We start from the raw sequence: 19,691 nt of genomic DNA, 5'->3' as shown, positions 1-19,691 counted from the left end.
TGTCCGCAGCCGTGTCAGCTCACCCACACACCGAGGATGATCGCCAGTGACGACCACCGACCTGGGCAGCCTGTCCGCCGCCGAGAAGCGCGCACTGCTGGCCGAGCGGCTGCGGCAGAAGAAGCAGCGGCGGGAGTTCCCGGCCTCCTTCTCCCAGCAACGACTCTGGTTCCTGGAGCAGCTCTCGCCGGGCAGCGCCGCGTACAACATCCCCGGCGCCGTCCGCATCCTGGGCCCGCTGGACCTGGAGGTGTGGCGGCGCTGCTGCAACGAGATCACCCGCCGGCACGAGGCGCTGCGGACCACGTTCACCGAGGTCGACGGCGAGCCCCGGCAGCTGGTCAACGCCGTCTGCGAGCCGGAGTTCACCGTGGTCGACTGCGCCCACCTGCGCGGACCGCAGGGCGAGGCGGGCATCCAGGAGCTGGCCCGGGAGGAGTTCACCCGCCCGTTCGACCTGGCCGGCGGGCCGCTGCTGCGGGTGCGGTTCCTCCGGCTCGGCCCGCAGGAGCACATCCTGCTGCTGACCATGCACCACATCGCGGCCGACCTGTGGTCCATGTCCGTGGCCATCGCCGAGCTGGTCGAGCTGTACGGGGCGTTCGCCGCCGGTCGCGAGTCGACCCTGCCGGACCTGCCGATCCAGTACGTCGACTACACCGTCTGGCAGCGGCAGCGGCTGGAGGGCGACGCGCTCGACGCCGACCTGGAGTACTGGAAGAAGACGCTCGCCGGGGCGCCGGCCGCGCTGGAGCTGCCCATCGACAAGCCCCGCCCGGCGGTGCAGAGCACCCGGGGCGGCTCCCGGCCCTTCGCCCTGCCCGAGCCGGTGATGACCCGGCTGCGCGCGCTGAGCCAGCGGGAGGGCGCCACCCCGTTCATGACCCTGCTCGCGGCCTTCCAGGCGCTGCTGCACCGCTACAGCCGCGAGGACGACATCGTGGTCGGCGTACCGGTGGCCAACCGGAACCGGCCGGAGATCGAACGGCTCGTCGGCTACTTCGTCAACACCCTGGCGCTGCGCACCGACCTGTCCGGCGACCCGAGCTTCCGCGAGCTGGTCGGGCGGGTCCGGCAGACCTGCCTCGGCGCGTTCGCCCACCAGGAGGTGCCCTTCGAGCGGCTGGTGGAGGAGCTGGCCCCGCGCCGGGACCTGTCCCGCTCGCCGATCTTCCAGGTGCACTTCATCTTCCAGAACATCCCGATGCCTGAGTTCGACGTGGCCGGGCTGCGGCTGGAGCCGGTCGACGTGGAGAGCTCCACCGCCCGGTTCGACATGGAGCTGCAGGTCTTCGACCGGCCGGACGGGCTGACCGGCTGGTTCGAGTACAACACCGACCTGTTCGAGCCGGCCACCGTGGAGCGGATGTCCCGGCACCTCGCGCAGCTGGTGGAGAACCTGCTCGCCGACCCGGACCGGCCGATCGACCAGGTTCCGATGCTCGGCGCCGACGAGGAGCGTGACCTGCGGCTGCGGTGGAACGACACCCGCCGGGACTGGCCGCAGCCGGTGTGCGTGCCGCAGCGCTTCGCCGCCCGGGCCGCCGCCACCCCGCACGCCCCGGCGCTGCGCACCGACCGGGAGAGCCTGACCTACGCCGAGCTGGACGGGCGCTCGACCCGGCTGGCCCGCCGGCTGCGGCGGCTCGGGGTGGCCCGGGAGACGATGGTCGGCATCTGCCTGGAGCGTTCGGCCGACATGGTCGTGGCGATGCTCGCCGTGCTCAAGAGCGGCGGTGCGTACGTGCCGCTGGACCCGGGTTTCCCGCCGGACCGGATCGCCTTCATGCTCGCCGACTCCGACCTGTCCGTGCTGCTCACCAGCAGCGACGTGCTGGCGGGCCTGGGCGGGGTGAAGGCGCAGCCGCTCTGCCTGGACTTGCTCGGTGACGAGCTGGCCGCCGAGTCGGCCGAACCGCTGGACGTCGACGTGCGCCCCGACGACCTGGCGTACGTCATCTACACCTCCGGCTCCACCGGCCGGCCCAAGGGCGTGCAGGTGCCGCACGGGGCGCTGGGCAACTTCCTGCTCGCCATGGGCGAACGCCCCGGCGTCAGCGCCGACGACGTGCTGCTGGCGGTCACCACGCTCTCCTTCGACATCGCCGGGCTGGAGCTGCTCCTGCCGCTGGTCGAGGGGGCCTGCGTGGCAGTGGTGAGCCGCCAGGTCGCCGCCGACGGGGAACGGCTGGCCGCCGCGCTGGACGCCTTCGGCGCGACGGTCATGCAGGCCACCCCGTCCACCTGGCGGATGCTGCTCGACGCCGGCTGGACCGGCGAGGCCGGGCTGCGGGTGCTGGCCGGCGGTGAGGCGCTCCCCGCCGAGCTGGCCCAGCGCCTGCTCGGCCGGTGCGCCGAGCTGTGGAACATGTACGGCCCGACCGAGACGACCATCTGGTCGGCGGTGGCGCGGGTCGACCACGGCCCGATCTCCATCGGCGAGCCGATCGCCAACACCGAACTGCACGTGCTCGACGGCAGCGGCCACCTGGTGCCGCCGGGTGTCCCCGGCGAGCTGCACATCGGCGGCGCCGGCCTGGCGCGGGGCTACCTGGACCGGCCCGAGCTGACCGCCGAGCGGTTCGTCCGGCACCCCTTCCCGATCGGGCTGGGCGACCGGCTCTACCGCACCGGCGACCTGGTCCGCCGTCGCGCCGACGGGAGCATCGAGTTCCTCGGCCGGCTCGACCACCAGGTGAAGCTGCGGGGCTTCCGGATCGAGCTGGGCGAGATCGAGTCGGTGCTGGAGCGGCAGCCGCAGGTCAACCAGGCGGTGGTGACCGTACGCGAGGACACCCCCGGCGACCAGCGGCTGGTGGCGTACGTGGTGGCCGGCGCCGACGCCCGGGCCGAGGCGGCGGCGCAGTGGCCGCACGAGGTGGAGCAGTGGCGCGACGTCTGGGACGCCGCGTACGACGTGACGGACACCGGCGAGGTCGACCCGACGTTCGACACCCGGGGCTGGAACAGCAGCTACACCGGAGCGCCGATCCCGGTTGCGGAGATGCGCGGCTGGGCCGAGGCGACCGCCGAGCGGATCCTCCAGGACGGCCCGCGCTCGGTGCTGGAGATCGGCTGCGGCACCGGCCTGATCCTCTACCGGGTCGCCCCGCACGTGCGCAGCTACTGGGGCACCGACATCTCCGCTGTCGCCCTGGACCGGCTGCGCGCCGACGTGCCGGCGCGGGGACTGTCCGGGGTGGAGCTGTTCGGCTGCGCCGCCGACGAGCTGGACGCGCTGCCCGACCAGCTCTTCGACGTGATCGTGCTCAACTCGGTGGCGCAGTACTTCGCCGACGAGGACTACCTGCTGCGGGTGATCGAGGGCGCGTTGCCCCGGCTCGCCCCGGGCGGCTCGCTCTTCCTCGGCGACATCCGCAGCCTGCCGCTGCTGGAGACCTTCCACACCTCGGTGCAGGTGGAGCGGGCCGAGGCGCAGGACAGCGCCGAGCAACTGCGCGAGCGGGTGCGCCGGGCCGTCGCCGACGACCGGGAGCTGGTCTTCGACCCGGGCTTCTTCACCGCGTTGCCGGCCCGCTTCCCCCGGCTGACGGGGGTACGGGTGATGCCGAAGCTCGGCTCGGTGAGCAACGAGCTGACCCGGTTCCGCTACGACGTACGGCTCACCGTCGACGGCGACGTCGTCGACGCCGGGGACGTGACGTGGCTGGACTGGCGCGACAGCGGGCTCACCGCGGCCGGGCTGCGCGAGCGGCTCACCGCCGACCGTCCGGCGCTGCTCGCGCTGCGCGGCGTACCCAACGCCCGCGTCGACCGCTGGGCGCGGGCGGCGACGGCGCTCGCCGGGGCGGACGGCACGGTCGCCGACCTGCGGGCCGAACTGGCGTCCCCTGTCGACCCGGCCGCCGTCGAGCCGGAACAGCTGCGCCGGCTCGCCGACGAGACCGGCTACCGGCTGGACCTGGACTGGTCCGGTCACGGACCGGCCGGTGACCTGACCGTCGTGCTGCGCCGGCTGGCCGGCGACGGCCGGCCGGAGACGCCGCTGCCCCGGCTCGCCGGGCCGCCCGCCGCCGAGCCGCGCTGGGACTCGTTCGTCAACGACGCCCTCGGCCGCCGGGCGAGGCGGCTGCTGCCGCGGTTGCAGGCCGCGGTCGGCGAGCAGTTGCCCGACTACATGGCGCCCTCGGCGTACGTCTTCCTCGACGCGCTGCCGCTCACCCCGAACAACAAGGTCGACCGCAAGGCGCTGCCCGCGCCCGATTCGGGCCGGCGGCAGGTGACATCGGCGTACGTGGCGCCGCGCACACCGGTCGAGGAGGTGATCGCCGGCATCTGGGCCGAGACCCTCGGCGTCGACCGGGTCGGCGTGGGCGACGACTTCTTCGCCCTCGGCGGGCACTCGCTGCTCAGCACCCGGATGGTGGCCCGGGTCCGGGAGGCGTTCGGCGTGGACGTGCCGTTGCACAAGGTCTTCACCGACCCGACGGTCGCCGGGCTCACCCGCGCGCTGACCGCCGACCCCGCGCAGCGGACCGTCGTGGAGAAGACCGCCGAGTTGCTGATCCGGCTCAGCGACCTGTCCGACGACGAGGTGCAGCAGGCGCTCGACCGCGCCGACGGAAGGACGCAGGCATGAGCACCAGGCGGTTCGCCCTGTCCGCGCAGCGGCTCGCGCTGCTGGGCAACCTGCTCCAGGAGGAGGGCATCGACCGCGCCCCGGCGCGGACCGTGCCACCGCGCGCCGACCGGGACGCCCCGGTGCCGCTGACCTTCTCGCAGAGCCGGATCTGGTTCCTGGAGCAGTTCGCGGCGCACACCTCCGCGTACGTCATCTCCACGGCGATGCGGGTGCACGGCGACTTCCGCGCGGACCTGTTCGCCCGCGCCTGCGCCGAGGTGGTCCGCCGGCACGAGTCGCTGCGGACGGTCTTCTTCGAGCGGGACGGACGGCCGTACCAGCAGGTGCGGGCCGAGCTGCCGCCGGACGTGCGGGTCGAGGACGTGCCCGGGGTGACGCCCGGGGAGGTCGACGCCGAGCTGCGCCGCCGCGAGGAGGAGCTGATCGGCCGGCCGTTCGACCTGGCCGCCGGTTCGCCGGTGCGGGTCCGGCTGCTCCGCTTCGGCCCGCAGGTGACCGGCGTGCTGCTCAACCTGCACCACCTCGTGTCCGACCGCTGGTCGATGGGGGTGCTGCTGCGCGAGCTGATCGACTGCTACCGCGCCCTGCTGACCGGTGGGCCGCACGGCCTGCCCGAGCTGCCGGTGCAGTACGCCGACTTCGCCCTCTGGCAGCAGGAGCCGGCTGCTCAGCAGGCGTGGGCGGCGGACCTGGCGTACTGGACGGGCCAGCTCGGCGGCGCGCCACCGGAGATCGGCCTGGTCGGTGACCGGCCCCGGCCGAGGGAGAAGAGCTACCGGGGTGACTCGGTGCCGGTGGAGATCCCGCCGGCCGTGGTGACCCGGCTGCGGGCGCTGTCCCGGCAGGAGAACGCCACGCTGTTCATGGTGCTCCAGGCCGCCTTCGCGGTGCTGCTGCACCGGCTCACCGGCGACGAGGAGGTGGTGGTCGGCTCGCCGGTGGCCAACCGGCGCCTGGTCGAGCTGGAGCCGCTGATCGGGCTGTTCATGAACACCGTGGCGTTGCGTACCGACCTGCGCGGCGACCCGTCGTTCCGGGAGCTGCTGCGCCGGGTCGGCGCGGTGTGCCTGGCCGCGTACGACCACCAGGGCATCCCGTTCGAGCGGCTGGTCGAGCAGTTGCAGCCGGAACGGTCGGCGGCCGGCACCCCGGTCTTCCAGGTGCTGTTCTCGTACCAGAACGTGCCGTTCCCGTCCTGGCACGACGGGCCGCTGCGGGTCGAGCCGGTCTCGCTGGACGCCCGCAAGGCCGAGTTCGACCTGCTGCTTGACCTCTTCGAGGACGGCGACACGATCTGGGGGCGGCTGGAGTACAGCACCGACCTGTTCGACGAGGCGACCGCCCGGCGTCACGTGAGCATGTTCCACCGTCTGCTGCGGGGCCTGCTGGACGACCCGGACACCCCGATCGGCGTGCTGCCGCTCGTCGGCCCGGTCGAGCGGGACGAGCTGCTGGCGCTGGCCACCGGCCCGGCGACCGACGCCGCCCGTCCGCTGGTCGGTGACGCCTTCGCCGCGGCGGTCCGCCGTGACCCGGCCGCCCCGGCGGTGCGGTTCGGCTCGCGTACGGTCGGCTACGGCGAGCTGGACGCGCTCGTCGGCGCGCTCGCCGATCGGTTGCGGGCAGCGGGCGTGCGCCGGGGCACCCGGGTCGGCGTGCGGCTGGACCGGTGCGTGGAGCTGGTCGCCGCGCCGCTCGCCGTCTGGCGGGCCGGCGGGGTGGTCGTACCGGTGGATCCGGGGCTGCCCGCGGACCGGGCCGCCGCGCTGCTGACGGCGGCCGAGGTCGCGTTGCTGCTCACCGCGCGCCCGCAGGGCGGCGTCCCGCGCTGGTCCGGGCCGACCTGCCTGGTGGACGACCCGTCCGCCGACCCGCGCGCCGTGCCCGACGCCGCCGTGCCCGGTGCCCTCGTGCCGGACGCCGCGGCGCCGGCCGGCGCGGGCACTGTCACCGGCGGCGACCCGGCCTACGTCACCTGTCCGCCCGACGGTGCGCCGCGCACCACGGTGCACAGCCACGCGGCGCTGCGCGACCGGCTGCGCTGGTTGTCCGAGGCGGCCGGGCTGACCGCCGCCGACCGGGTGCTCCAGCAGGCGCCCCTGGCCGCCCCGGCGGCGGTCTGGGAGCTGTACGCCCCGCTGCTGAGCGGCGCGGCCGTGGTGCTGGCCCGGCCCGGCGGGGACCGCGACGCCCGCCACGTGGTCGGCCTGATCCGGGCGGAGCGGGTCAGCGTGGCCTGCTTCCGGCCCGACCTGCTCGCCGACCTGCTCGACCAGCGCGGGGTGGAGCGCTGCGCCGCGCTGCGGCACGTGTTCTGCGGTGGGGCGCCGCTGTCCCGGGACCTGGTGGCGCGCTTCGCGGAGCGGTCGCCGGCGGCCCTGCACCACGTGCTCGTGCCGCCGGACGTGGCCGCGCCGGTCACCGCCCACCTGTGCGCCGTCGACGGCGAGCTCACCGATCCGGCCACGCCCGACGGCGGGCCCGCCGACCCGGCCACGCCCGACGGCGGGCAGCGGCAGTTGATGCCGGTCGGCCGCCCGGTGCCGGGCACCCGGGCGCACGTCCTGGACCGGGCCGGTCAGCCACTCCCGGCCGGCGTGCCGGGGGAGCTGTACGTCGGTGGCGACCCGCTTCCGGCGCCGGCCGGAGACGTGGCGGCGCTGCTGGCGCCGGACCCGTTCGGCACGGCGCGCGGCGCGCGGCTGCTGCGCACCGGCGAGCGGGCCCGGATGCGCGCCGACGGCGTGATCGAGTACCTGGGCCGCCTCGACCACCAGGTACGGCTGCGCGGCTTCCCGGTGGACCTGGACCTGGTCGAGTCGATCGTGTCCGGGCATCCCGCCGTGACCGGGGCCGCCGTGGTGGCGCACGACGACCGGCTGGTCGCGTACGTCGTGGGGCAGGCCGGGGCCGGTGAGCTGGCGGCGTACCTGAGGCAGCGGCTGCCGGAGAATCTGCTCCCGGCCGCCTGGGTGGCGCTGCCGGAGCTGCCGCGCACCCCGGCCGGCACCGTCGACCGGTCCGCCCTGCCCGCGCCGCAGCCGCCCGCCGGCGAGCCCGCCGCCGCTGCCGAAGCGCCCCGCGACGAGGTGGAAGCGGCGATCGCCGACATCTGGCGGGAGCTGCTCGGGGTCGACGAGGTCGGCCGGGACGACAACTTCTTCACACTGGGCGGGCACTCCCTGCTCGCCACCAAACTCGCCGCGCAGATCGACGCCCGGTACGGCGTACGGCTCGCGCTGCGCGACCTCTTCGGCAACCCGACGGTCGGCTGGCTGGCCGGGCAGGTCCGGCGGCACGCGAGCGGCGCGGACACCGGCCCGGCCCCGATCCCGCGCGTCGGCCGCGACGGCGACCTGCCGCTGTCGTTCAGCCAGGAACGGCTGATCCGGCACCACCCGCTCGGCCCGGCCGACCCGATCCACAACGTGGTGACCGCGCTGCGGCTGACCGGACCGCTGGACGAGGCGGCGCTGCGCCGCGCCCTGGACGACGTCGTCGGGCGGCACGAGGCGCTGCGGACCCGGATCGTGGACGGCCCGGACGGGCCGGCGCAGCGGATCGAACCGGCCGGCGGCTGGCCGTTGACGGCGGTGGACCTCCGCGACGCCGAGCCGGGCGAGCTGCGCGCGCTGATCGAGGAGCAGGGACGGCGGCCGTTCCGCATCGACGCGGAGCCGATGGTGCGCGGCCTGCTGGCCCGCCTCGGCGAGGACCGGCACGCGCTGGTGCTCACCATGCATCACCTGGTCACCGACAACTGGTCCTACGGGGTGCTGGTGCGCGACCTGACCGAGTTCTACGGCGCCCACGCCACCGGCCGGGCGCCGCGGCTGCCGGAGCTGGCCGTGCAGTACCCCGACGTGGCGGCGTGGCAGCGCCGGCAACTGGCCGGCGGCGCGCTCGACGCGCACGTGGACCACTGGCGGCGCGCCCTGGCCGGCCTGCCACCGGCACTGACGCTGCGGCCACCGGCCACCGGGACGACCGCCGCCGACGGCTTCACCCGCGCGTTCCGCGTCGACCCGGCGGTCACGGAGAAGCTGCGTGGGCTCGCCCGGCAGGAGGGGGCCAGCCTGTTCATGGCGCTGCTGGCCGCGTACCACCTGCTGCTCGCCGCCTGCTCCGGCCGCGACGACATCCCGGTGGGCTTCCCGGAGGCGGGCCGGGACCGGGCCGAGACGGCCGACCTGATCGGCTGGTTCGTGCACCCGCTCGTGGTACGCGCCGACCTGACCGCCGCGTCGACGTTCGCCGGGCTGGTGCGGCAGGTCCGGGACCGGACGCTCGACGCGTACGCCAACCGGGCCGTGCCGCCGTGGCTGGCGGTGCCGGCCACCGCGGACGGTGACCCGACGCGGACCCTGTTCAACCTGCTCAACGCCGAGGTGCCGGAACTCGCGTTGCCCGGGCTGCGGGTCGATTCGTTGGAAATCGGTGACGACTACGTCTTCTCCGAGGTGCTCGGCACCAACCTCAGACCGGCGGAGGTCGACTTGGCTCTGATCATGCGGGAACAGGGCGCGGAACTGCACGGCACCTGGATCTTCTCCACCGACGTCCACGACGCCCGGGCGCTCCAGGCGCTGATGCGACGCTGGGACCTGCTGCTCGGCCGGCTGGCCGACTCGCCGGCGGCGCCGCTGACCACGCTCCGTGCCTGGCTGGACGAGGTGGGCGCATGAGCCTCTTCGCCTACCTGCTGCGCTACAGCCGGGGCCCGTTCCTGCTGGCCATCGCGGCGGGCATCGTCAGCGGCGGCACCGGCGCCGCCTTCATCGCCATGGTCAACCTGGCGCTGGCCGCCGACGCCGCGCCCTCGCAGCGGCTGATCTGGGGATACGTGGCACTCTGCCTGGCCACGCTGGTCACCAAGTTCGTCTCCCAGAGCATGCTGTACCGGCTGTCCCAGGGCGCCGTCTACCACCTGCGCCGCCGCCTCATCGACGGCATCCTGGACGCCCCGCTGCGGACCGTGGAGCGGACCGGCACGGCGCAGCTCTACTCGGCGCTCGCCGACGACGTGGTGGTGATCGCCGACGCGCTGCCCGGCCTGCCGGGCATCTGCTCGGGCGCGGCGTTCGTGCTGGTGGCCATCGCGTACCTGGTGATCGTCTCACCGGCGGTGGCGCTCGCCACCGGCGCCACGGTCGTCGTGGGCGTGCTGCTCTACCTGCTCGTCTCCGCCTCCGGCCTGGGCGCGCTCAAGGCCGCGCGGCGGGAGCAGGACGCGCTGTTCGGTCACTTCCGTTCGGTCACCGAAGGGCTCAAGGAGCTGAAGCTCAACCGGGAGCGGCGGGCCGCGCTGATCGACGGTGAGCTGACGGCCACGGCGTCCGCCTACCGCCGGCACAGCGTCTTCGGCCTCTCCGTCTACGAGGGCGCCACCGGTGGCGGTCAGGCGGTCTTCTTCGCCTTCATCGGCCTGCTGCTGTTCGCCTTCCCCGCCTGGTTCGCCCTGTCCGACCAGACGCTCACGTCGTGCGTGCTGATCCTGCTCTTCGCCGTCTCCAGCCTTCAGGGCGTCCTCGTCTGGTTCCCCGCGCTGGGCCGGGCGTCGGTGGCCCTGGGGAAGATCAAGGAGCGGCTCGCGGAGCTCGACGCGGGTCTCGGCGGGCCGGGCGCGGGGCGGGCGCCCGCCGTGTCGAACAGCAGGTTCCCGGCCGCCGCGGGTCGGGCGGGCAACGTCTTCGCCGGGTGGCGAAGCATCGCCTTCCGCGGGGTCAGCCACGTCTACCCCGGACCGAAGGGCGAGCAGTTCGTGCTCGGCCCGCTGGACTTCGAGTTCCGGCGCGGCGAGATCCTCTTCGTCGTCGGCGCCAACGGCAGCGGCAAGACCACCCTGGCGAAGGTGCTCACCAGCCTGTACGAGCCGGAGAGCGGCGCGATCCAGGTGGACGGCACCCAGGTCACCGCGGCCAACCGGGAGGACTACCGCAACCTGTTCTCCGCCGTGTTCTCCGACTTCCACCTCTTCGACAGCCTGCTCGGGCTGCCGGCGGGGGAGCAGGCTGCCAAGGCGCAGCGGTACCTGGAGCGCCTGCAACTGGACCACAAGGTACGCGTCGACGGGGACCGGTTCTCCACCACGGCGCTCTCGCTCGGGCAGCGCAAACGGCTGGCGTTGCTGGTGACGTACCTGGAGGACCGCCCCTTCTGCCTGTTCGACGAGTGGGCGGCCGACCAGGACCCGGTCTTCAAGGACTTCTTCTACCGGGAACTGCTGCCGGAACTGCGGGACCGGGACAAGGCCGTCGTGGTGATCAGCCACGACGACCGCTACTTCGACGCCGCCGACCGGCTCGTCCGGCTCGACTACGGCCAGATCAGGGAGGAGGAGGTTCCCCGTGGACAGTCGGTGGCTGGGCGGTCAGGTGTGGAATCCGGACGCTGACGTCCGCCTGTTCTGCCTGCCGTACGCAGGTGGCGGCGCGGCGGCGTTCCGGGGCTGGCAGCGCGCCGCGCCACCCGGAGTCCAGGTGGTGGCGTTGGAGCTGCCCGGCCGGGGCACCCGGCTGCAGGAGGCGCCCTTCCTGCGCCTCACCCCGCTGATCCGGTCCCTCGCCGACGCGCTGACCGGCGCGCTGGACCGGCCGTACGCGCTGTTCGGGCACAGCATGGGTGGCCTGCTCGCCTTCGAGCTGGCCCGGGCGCTGCGCCGCCGCCCGGTGCGCCAGCCGGAGCACGTGTTCGTCTCCGCCGCCGCGTCGCCGGACTCCCCGTCGTCGCGGCCGCTGCTGCACTGCGCCGCCGACGACGAGATCCGCGCGCACCTGGCGAAGCTGGGCGGCACCCCGCCGGAGGTGCTCGACAACGCCGACCTGATGCGGCTGATGCTGCCCGTGCTGCGGGCCGACTTCTCGGTGCTGGAGACGTACGAGCACCGCCCCGAGCCGCCGCTGGCGACGCCACTGACGGTGCTGGGCGGCCGGGGGGACCGGATCGTGCCGCCGAGGGCGCTCGACGGGTGGCGGCGGCACACCTCGGCCCGGTCGCGGCTCTGCCTGTTCCCCGGCGACCACTTCTTCCTCCACGGCGCGCGGGCCGAGGTGGTGGCGACGGTGGCGCGGGATCTCGCCGCCGTCGTACCGCCGCCGTGGGTGTCCGGCGCCGCCGACCGGTACCACCACCGACCGCCCCCGACCACAGCCGCCGCCGTACCCGCCCGGAGCGGGCCGCCGGTGGACCGGAACCCAGGAGACGAGACATGACCCCCCTCGACCCGGCGGTGGAAGCGGCCGACATCGAGCCGTTCACGCTGCTCAGTCCCCGGGACCGGGCGATCGTCCCGGCCGGCGTCAGCGACGCCTATCCGCTGCCCGACGTGCCGGCCGACCTGGTCGCGCAGGCGTCGGCGTTCACCGAGGTCGACCTGGACGGCCGGCGGATCGAGGACCCGGCCCCGTTCGCGCCGGAGCGTTTCGCCTCGGCGGTCGAGGCGGTGGTGCGCGCGCACGAGCTGCTCCGTTGCTCGACCGACCCGTCCGGCGGCACCGAGCCGCTGTACCTGGCGCATCCGGACGCCGCGGTCCCGCTGGCCCGGCACGACCACCGCAGCGTCGACGCGGACAAGCGCGACGCGATGCTCGCCGCGCTGCTGGAGACCGAACGGGCCACGCCGTTCGACCCGGCCGCCGCCGGGCCGCTACGGCTGACCGTGATCCTGGAGACCGAACAGAGCTGGACGCTGCTGGTCGCCGCGCCCCGGGCGCTGAGCTGCGTGGCCGACCCGGCGGGCATCCTCGCCGAGCTGCTGCGCGCCTATTACAACGCGGCGCCGGTCACCGCCACCCGGCACGCGCCCTGCGTCGCGGACGCGCTCGACGCCGCCGCCGACTTCGAAGGCGAGGAGTACTGGACCCGGGCGCTGGCCGGCGGTTCCTGCGCCCTGCCCGGCGGCTGGGGCGGCGCGGCCGGGAGCACCGAGCTCACCGTCGACCTGGCCGGGGTGTCCGCCGGGCTGGCCGTGCTCGCCGACGCCGCCGGGGCGCCGCTGTCCACTGTGCTGTTCGCCGCCCACCAGACCGTGCTCGGCATGCTCGGCGCCGAACCGGCCGGGCACACCGACGCCACCCTCACCCCGCACGGCGGCGCCGCGCGCCCGGACTGCGAGCGACTGCTGCACCGCGTGGTGCGGCCCGTGCCGACGGCCGCCCGCGCGGCGACCTGGCGGGCGCTGGTGCGCGACGTGGCCGCCCACGAGCGCGACGCGTGGACCCACCGGCTCGCGTACCGCCCGGTCACCGGCGGGCCGGGGCAGGGGCAGCACGCCCTCTTCGAGTGGGACCCGGCCGCCGGCCTGCCCGGTGAGCCGCTGCCCGGCCTGCCGGCCGACCGGGACGGGTACGGCCTGCGGGTCACCGCCGGGCCGGGCCGCCTGCGCCTGCGCGTCGCCGGGGAGACAGTCGACCCCGGGTACGCCCGCCGGCTCGCCGCGCTCTACCGGGAGGTGCTGGTGGCGATGGCCGCCGACCCCGACGGTGACGCCGGGCGCACCTACCTGCCGGCGGACGAGCGCGACGCGGTGCTGCGCGACTGGGCCGTCGCGGAGACGGCGCCCCGGGGCGACGTGACCGTGGTCGACCTGATCCGGGCCCAGGCCGACGCCACTCCGGACCGGATCGCCGTCCGGGTCGGCGACACGCGGCTCACGTACCGGGAGCTGATGCGGCGGGCCAACCGGCTCACCCACCACCTGCTCGACCTCGGCGCCGGCCGGGACACCCTGGTCGGCGTGTGCCTGGGCCGCACACCAGACCTCATCCCCGCCCTGATCGCGGTCTGGCAGTCCGGGGCCGGCTACCTGCCGCTGGATCCGCAGCTGCCGGCGGAACGGCTGCGCTACATGATCGAGGCGGCCGGCAGCCCGGTGGTGGTCACCTCCACCGTCGAGCAGGCCACCCTCACCGGCCTGTACGACGGCGTCCTGGTCCTGGTCGACGCGGACGCGGCGGCCGTCGCGGCCCGGCCCGACACCCCGGCGACCGTGCCGATCGACCCGGCCCAGCTCGCCTACGTCATCTTCACCTCCGGCTCCACCGGGCGGCCCAAGGGCGTGCTGGTGCCGCACGCCGGCCTGGCCAACTATCTGCTCTGGACCGTCGGCGCGTACGCCGCGCACGGCCCCGGCGGCGCCCCGGTCTTCTCCTCGATCTCGTTCGACCTGGGCATCCCGAACATCTTCACCCCGCTGATCACCGGGGAGCCGGCGCACCTGCTGCCCGAGCCGCTGGACACCGCCGACCTCGGGGCGCACCTGCTCACGGGCGCGCCGTACAGCTTCATCAAGATGACCCCGGGCCACCTGGACCTGCTCACCTGGCAGCTCACCGGGGAGCAGGCGCGGGACCTGGCCGGCATGGTCATCGCGGCCGGGGACTCGTTCACCGCGGCGCTGGCCGAGCGCTGGCTGGATCTGGCCGGGCCGGACGGCACGAAGGTCGCCACCGAGTACGGCCCCACCGAGATCACCATCGGCAACTCGGGGCAGCCGATCAGCGAGCCGCCGGCCACCGAGCTGGTGCCGCTCGGCGTCCCGATCGTCAACACCACCATGTACGTGCTGACCGAGCGGCTCGACCCGGTGCCGGTCGGCGTGCCCGGCGAGGTCTGGATCGGCGGCGTCGGGGTGGCGCGCGGCTACCTGGGCCGCCCGGACCTGACCGCGGACCGGTTCCGGCCCGACCCGTACGGCCCGCCGGGCAGCCGCCTCTACCGCAGCGGCGACCTGGCCCGCTGGCTGCCCGACGGCACGCTGGAGTTCCTCGGCCGCATCGACAACCAGGTCAAGATCCGGGGCTACCGGGTGGAACTGGGCGAGATCCAGGCCCGGCTCGCCGCCCATCCGGGCGTCCGTGACGCCGTGGTGCTCGCCCGCGAGCCCAGCCCCGGCGAGAAGCGCCTGGCGGCGTACGTGGTGCTCACCGCCGGCGCGGCGGTGGACGCCGCCGCGTTGCGCGCCCACCTCGCCGTCGACCTGCCCGACTACATGATCCCGGCGGACGTCGTCGCCATCGACCACATTCCGCTCACCACCAACGGGAAGGTGGACAGCCGCGCGTTGCCCGCCCTCTGATCCGCTCCCACGAATCCCCTCCGTGCCGACACCGGCCCCCGTGCGCCGGGACGATCGCGCACGCCGTACGAGAGGACGAATCCATGACCACGACATCTGACCGGTCGACGCGCGGCGCGCAGGGACTGAGGCTGGACCTCGCCGACGACGAACGGACCGCCCTGCGGGCGCTGGCCGAGGAACTCGTCGCCGCGTCGCCGCGACTGCTGGACGACCTGTCCTGGGTGACGCAGGCCCGGCAGGCGAGCTGCCGGATGCCGCTGCGGCTGATGGAGACGCTGCGCGACTTCCGCAGCGACGCCGGGGCCACCGGCTCACTCGTGCTCGCCGGCCTTCCGGTGGACGAGCGCGACCTGCCGAGCACTCCGACCGTCCGGGAGTCGGTGGAACGGGCGACCACCGTGCCGGCCGTCCTGGCCATGCTCGTCGGCCTGCACCTCGGCGAGGTGATCGCCTACCGCAGCGAGAAGAGCGGCGCCCTGGTGCAGAACGTCGTCCCGGTGCGCGGCCTGGAGGACTCCCAGAGCAACGCCGGGTCGGTGCCGCTGGAGTTCCACGTGGAGAACGCGTTCCACCGGGAACGCCCCGACTACGTCGGCCTGCTGTGCCTGCGCAACGATCACGCCAAGCGGGCCGGCACGCTGGTCACCTGCATCCGGCAGGCCCTGCCGCTGATCGAGGAGACCGACCGGAAGGTGCTGCGCGAGCCCCGGTTCGTCACCGCGCCGCCGCCCTCGTTCCGCCAGGGTGACCGCACCACGCCGCACGCGGTGCTCACCGGCAGCGTGGAGGACTCGAACATCTGCCTCGACCTGAACGCGACCACCGCGCTGGACGAGGAGGCCGGCGAGGTGATGGCGCGGTTGAAGCGGATCCTCACCGACGTCTCCACGCCGCTGGTGCTGCAGACCGGGATGATGGCGCTCATCGACAACCGGCTGGTGCTGCACGGCCGGTCCGAGTTCACTCCCCGCTTCGACGGGCGGGACCGTTGGCTGCACCGGGTCTACGTGCACCTGGACAACCGGCGGAGCCGGGAGTTCCGGGACGACGCCGGCGCCGTACTCAACTGATTTCGACGTTCACAAGGTCCACAAAACGGCCTCTAGTGGACGGTAGGCTGACCGGCGCCGGAAGGGGGCGCCGGCAGCCGTACCGCAGTGGCCGGCGGACATCAGTGCCAACCGCGAAAGGGATTCGATGACCGACACGCTGTCGCGCACCCGCCGAGGTGGCGAACACCGGCCGCTGGAGGAAGGCTTCCTCTACCGCTGGGCCGTCTGGGCGGCGCTCAATCCAGTGAAGGTCATCCTGGTCTGGCTGGTGCTGCTCGCCGGCGCGGCCGTCTCGGCCGGCTACTTCACCTCGCACCTGACCGGCAACACCAACTCCGTGATCGGCTCCGACTCGGAGAAGGCCGCCGAGCTGATCAGCGCCGAGTTCCCCGACACGCCGAGCGAGACCGACTTCGTGGTCCTGCACTCGACCTCGATCGACGCGCAGGACCCGGCGTTCCGCGAGGTCGTCCGCACCGCTGTCGAGCGCTACCGCCAGGCCCCGGACGTGCGCACCGTGGTCAGCCCGTACGACGCGCCGGACCGGCTCATCGCCCCCGGCGGGAAGACCGCGCTCGTGCCGGTCAGTCTCGACGGCGACGACAAAAAGCTCCAGGAGCAGGCCGGGCCGCTCGGCGAGATCGCCGAAGGGCTCGGCACCGGCCAGGTGGAGGCGTACTTCACCGGCGTCTCGCCGCTCGCCGCGGCCGCCGTCGAGCAGGGCAACGAGGACCTGTCCATGGCCGAGACGATCGGCTTCCCGGCCGCCGCCATCGTCCTGCTGCTCGCGTTCGGGTCGCTCGTGGCGGCCGCCATCCCGCTCCTGCTCGGTGTCGTCGCCGTGCTCGCCGCGTTCGGCGCGCTCGGCATCGCCACCCACTTCACCACCTTCGACGTGTTCGTGCAGACCGCTGTCAGCATGGTCGGCATCGCGCTCGGCATCGACTACACGCTGTTCATCGTCACCCGGTTCCGCGAGGAACTGGCGAAAGCAGGTGACAGCGGCCGTCCGGAACGGGCCCGGGCGATCGGGCGCACCGTGGCCACCGCCGGGCAGGCCGTCCTGTTCTCCGGCATCACCGTCGTCGTCTCGCTGGCCGGGCTCTGGCTGGTCCGCTCCGCGAAGGTCTATTCGATGGCCGTCGGCATGACAGTCGCCGTGCTGGTCATGATGCTCATCGCGGTCACCCTGCTGCCCGCCCTGCTCGGTCTTCTGGGCCCCCGCATCAACCGCTTCGCGCTGCCCTGGGCCCGCCGGTCGCTGGCCCACCCGGACCCGGAGCACTCCGGCTGGGCCAAGGCCATCGCCGTGGTCATGCGCCGTCCGCTGCTCGTGGCCGCGCTCGGCACCGTCCTGCTCGGCGCCCTGTCCATCCCGGTCTTCCACCTCCAGTACGGCGTCGACCTCGGCGCCGGCGCGGTGGCCGAGTCGCCGCCGGGCAAGGGGTACGGCATCGTCTCCGAGGCGTACGCGCCCGGCGTGCTCGCCCCGATCACAGTTGTCGTCTCGGCCGGCGGCGACCGGTTCACCGACGCGCAGCTCGACGCCGTCGCCCGGTTCAGCGACCTGGCCGCCGGCAACCGGGAGGCCGCTGACGTCGTCAGCGTCACCCGGGTGCTCGACGCCCAGGCCAAGGGGCACACCACAGCCCACCTCGAAGCCGCGACGCGCGCCGCCGGCCCGGCCCTGGCCGAGCTGGTGAGCCGGGACGGGGACACCACTGTGGTCACCGTCCGTCCACGGCACGGCGCGGACACCGACGAGACGGCCGATCTGGTACGCGAGCTGCGCACTCAGGCCGGTGGCGCGTTCGCCGGCACCGGGCTGACCGCTCACGTCGGTGGTGGCCCCGCCGAGATCGTGGACATCACCGACGAGAGCTCCCGGGCCATGCCGCTGGTCATCGGCGCCGTGCTGGCGGCGAGCTGGCTGCTGCTGTTGATCGCCTTCCGCTCGCTGGTCCTGCCGTTCGAGGCGATCTTCATGAACCTGCTCACCTCGGGCGCGGCCTTCGGCGCGGCGGTGCTGGTCTTCCAGGAGGGGCACGGCGCCGACCTCCTCGGCGTCGAGCGGACCGGGTTCATCCAGGTGATCCTGCCGCTGTTCGCGTTCGCCCTGGTCTTCGGGCTCTCCATGGACTACCAGGTGTTCATGCTCTCCCGGATGCGCGAGGAGTGGGACCGTACCGGCGACAACGCCGCCGCCGTCCAGCTCGGACTGACCCGCACCGCGAAGGTGATCACCGCCGCCGCGGCGATCATGGTCGTGGTCTTCGCGTCGTTCATGTTCACCCGCATCCTCGAGATCAAGCAGATGGGCTTCATGCTGGCCCTGGCCGTGCTGATCGACGCGACGATCGTCCGGCTGCTGCTGGTCCCGTCCCTGATGCGGCTCATCGGTCGCGGAAACTGGTGGCTGCCCGGCTGGCTGGACCGGATCCTGCCACGCACCCGGCACTGAGCGCGGCGCTGTCGAGGTCCCGCCGGACCGGCACGATCCGGCGGGACCGGCCGTTCGGGGGCGGCCGGGCGGCCCGCTCAGGCGGCGGCCGGCTCGACCAGCTCGACCAGGATTCCGCCCGCGTCACGCGGGTGGACGAAGTTGATCCGGGAGCCGGCCGTGCCGCGCTTGGGCTGCTCGTAGAGCAGCCGTACGCCGCGCTCGCGCAGCTCGGCGGAGGTCTTCTCGACGTCGTCGACGGTCCACGCGATCTGCTGCACGCCCGGGCCGGACTGGCTGAGGAAGCGGGCGATCGGCGAGCTCGGGGTCAGCGGGGCGAGCAACTGCAGCCGGCCATGGGCGGGGTCGGGGCCGATCGACATCATCGCCTCCCGGACTCCCTGCTCGGCGTTCTCCTCCACGTGTACGCACCGCATGCCGAAGACGGTCTCGTACCGCTCGATCGCCTCGTCCAGATCGTTCACCGCCAGGCCGATGTGGTCGATGCCGCGCAGGCCGATTCCGGACAGCGCAGACTGCTGCGCCGAAGGTGAAAGCTCGTCAGACATGTCGTCAGCCTAGTGCCGGAAACGGGTTCTTCGAATAGGCGTCCATCGACGGAATGGCGACCGGCGAGGGCGTGCGTGGCGTCCGGGCGACGCGCTTGCCCCGCGTCCGAACCGGCCGTACCTTACATCGATGATCCTCAGTGACGGGTCGTCCCGGGACGTCGGCCACGGCGCTCCGCCGCCCGAGGACCTCGGCGGCATCGCCTACCTGCGCGGACTGTCCAGACGCGGGCTCCTCACCGGCGCCGCGCTGGCCACGTCCGGGGTGTCGGCCGCCTTCGCCCTGCTGCCCGGCTCCGCCCGGGCCGCCGGCGGCTACCAGCGGCCGTGCGGACGTGTCCGCATCTCCAGTTCCTGGCAGGACCACCGGAACCGGACGCCGCCCTCGGCCGAGCCGGGCACCGACTACGCGGTCGGCGCCGGCACCCCGGTCATGGCGGCGGCGAACGGCACGATCCGGTTCGTGAAGGCCGACACGTCCACGGCCACCGGGCGGGTCGTGGGGATGGCCCACGACGACGGCAACTACACCCGGCACCTGCACCTGTCGGCGGTCGCCGTCTCACCCGGTCAACGTGTGTCGCGTGGCCAGACCATCGCGTACTCCGGCGCCTCGGCCAACGGCAGCGAGTCCGGCGTCGGGCCGCACGTGCACACCAGCCTCTGGCTGAACACCGCCAGTCCGACGGATTTCCGCGCGACAGTCGATTTCGAGAGCTGGGCCGGAGACGTCACCAACCCGAACCCGCCCGACCAGGAGGCAGACGACGTGTTCATCGCGAACGTGAAGGGCAACTGGTATCTCGTGGTCCCCCAGGGCACCGGCAAACCGCGGGCGGTGGTCCTCGGCGGCGACAGCAACGCCGCCGCCTCCGGCATCCCCGTCCTGAACTTCACCTGGGATCCGTCGATCAGCGCGCTGCGGGCCGCGGTCGACGGCATCGGCTGA

At 74.0% G+C, this 19,691-nt stretch carries 9 protein-coding genes; 8 read left to right on the top strand and 1 reads right to left on the bottom strand.

The features are described 5' to 3' along the window. Positions 1 to 46: 46 nt before the first annotated feature. The 7 genes from PVK74_RS09705 (at position 47) to PVK74_RS09675 (ending at position 18,194) form a co-directional block, all read left to right on the top strand. Complete coding sequence (locus tag PVK74_RS09705; protein ID WP_274478875.1) at positions 47 to 4,600, top strand: non-ribosomal peptide synthetase; 4,554 nt, start codon at positions 47 to 49, stop codon at positions 4,598 to 4,600. Continuing rightward, positions 4,597 to 9,288: a condensation domain-containing protein gene (locus tag PVK74_RS09700; RefSeq protein WP_274478873.1), complete on the top strand. Its 4,692-nt coding sequence runs from the start codon at positions 4,597 to 4,599 to the stop codon at positions 9,286 to 9,288. The genes PVK74_RS09705 and PVK74_RS09700 overlap by 4 nt, the downstream gene beginning before the upstream one ends. Further along, positions 9,285 to 10,997 (top strand): cyclic peptide export ABC transporter, encoded by a 1,713-nt coding sequence (locus tag PVK74_RS09695; RefSeq protein ID WP_274478872.1) that lies wholly within the window; start codon positions 9,285 to 9,287, stop codon positions 10,995 to 10,997. Before PVK74_RS09700 ends, PVK74_RS09695 begins: the two co-directional genes overlap by 4 nt. Beyond that, a complete protein-coding gene (locus PVK74_RS09690) occupies positions 10,951 to 11,814 on the top strand; it encodes a thioesterase II family protein (protein ID WP_113973032.1) in 864 nt (287 codons plus the stop codon). Before PVK74_RS09695 ends, PVK74_RS09690 begins: the two co-directional genes overlap by 47 nt. Beyond that, positions 11,811 to 14,678 carry a non-ribosomal peptide synthetase family protein gene (locus PVK74_RS09685; protein ID WP_274478870.1) on the top strand — a complete coding sequence of 956 codons (2,868 nt, stop codon included), beginning with the start codon at positions 11,811 to 11,813 and terminating at the stop codon, positions 14,676 to 14,678. Before PVK74_RS09690 ends, PVK74_RS09685 begins: the two co-directional genes overlap by 4 nt. 83 nt (positions 14,679 to 14,761) lie before the next feature. Further along, positions 14,762 to 15,751: a TauD/TfdA family dioxygenase gene (locus PVK74_RS09680; RefSeq protein WP_082930898.1), complete on the top strand. Its 990-nt coding sequence runs from the start codon at positions 14,762 to 14,764 to the stop codon at positions 15,749 to 15,751. A gap of 127 nt (positions 15,752 to 15,878) precedes the next feature. After that, positions 15,879 to 18,194, top strand: a complete 2,316-nt coding sequence (locus tag PVK74_RS09675; protein ID WP_274478868.1) for an MMPL family transporter — start codon at positions 15,879 to 15,881, stop codon at positions 18,192 to 18,194. A gap of 77 nt (positions 18,195 to 18,271) precedes the next feature. On the opposite strand, the gene mce is transcribed toward PVK74_RS09675, so the two are convergent. After that, positions 18,272 to 18,742, bottom strand: a complete 471-nt coding sequence (gene mce, locus PVK74_RS09670) for a methylmalonyl-CoA epimerase (protein WP_274478866.1) — start codon at positions 18,740 to 18,742, stop codon at positions 18,272 to 18,274. Between the two features lie 130 nt (positions 18,743 to 18,872). Here mce and PVK74_RS09665 point away from each other — a divergent pair, with 130 nt between their 5' ends. After that, on the top strand, positions 18,873 to 19,691 hold the full coding sequence (locus tag PVK74_RS09665; RefSeq protein ID WP_274478864.1) for a M23 family metallopeptidase: 819 nt from the start codon (positions 18,873 to 18,875) through the stop codon (positions 19,689 to 19,691).

Origin of the sequence: Micromonospora chalcea, assembly GCF_028768405.1 — a bacterium.
In the GTDB taxonomy this organism is placed as follows: Bacteria; Actinomycetota; Actinomycetes; order Mycobacteriales; family Micromonosporaceae; genus Micromonospora; species Micromonospora chalcea.
This window is presented reverse-complemented; position numbering and strand designations above follow the sequence as displayed.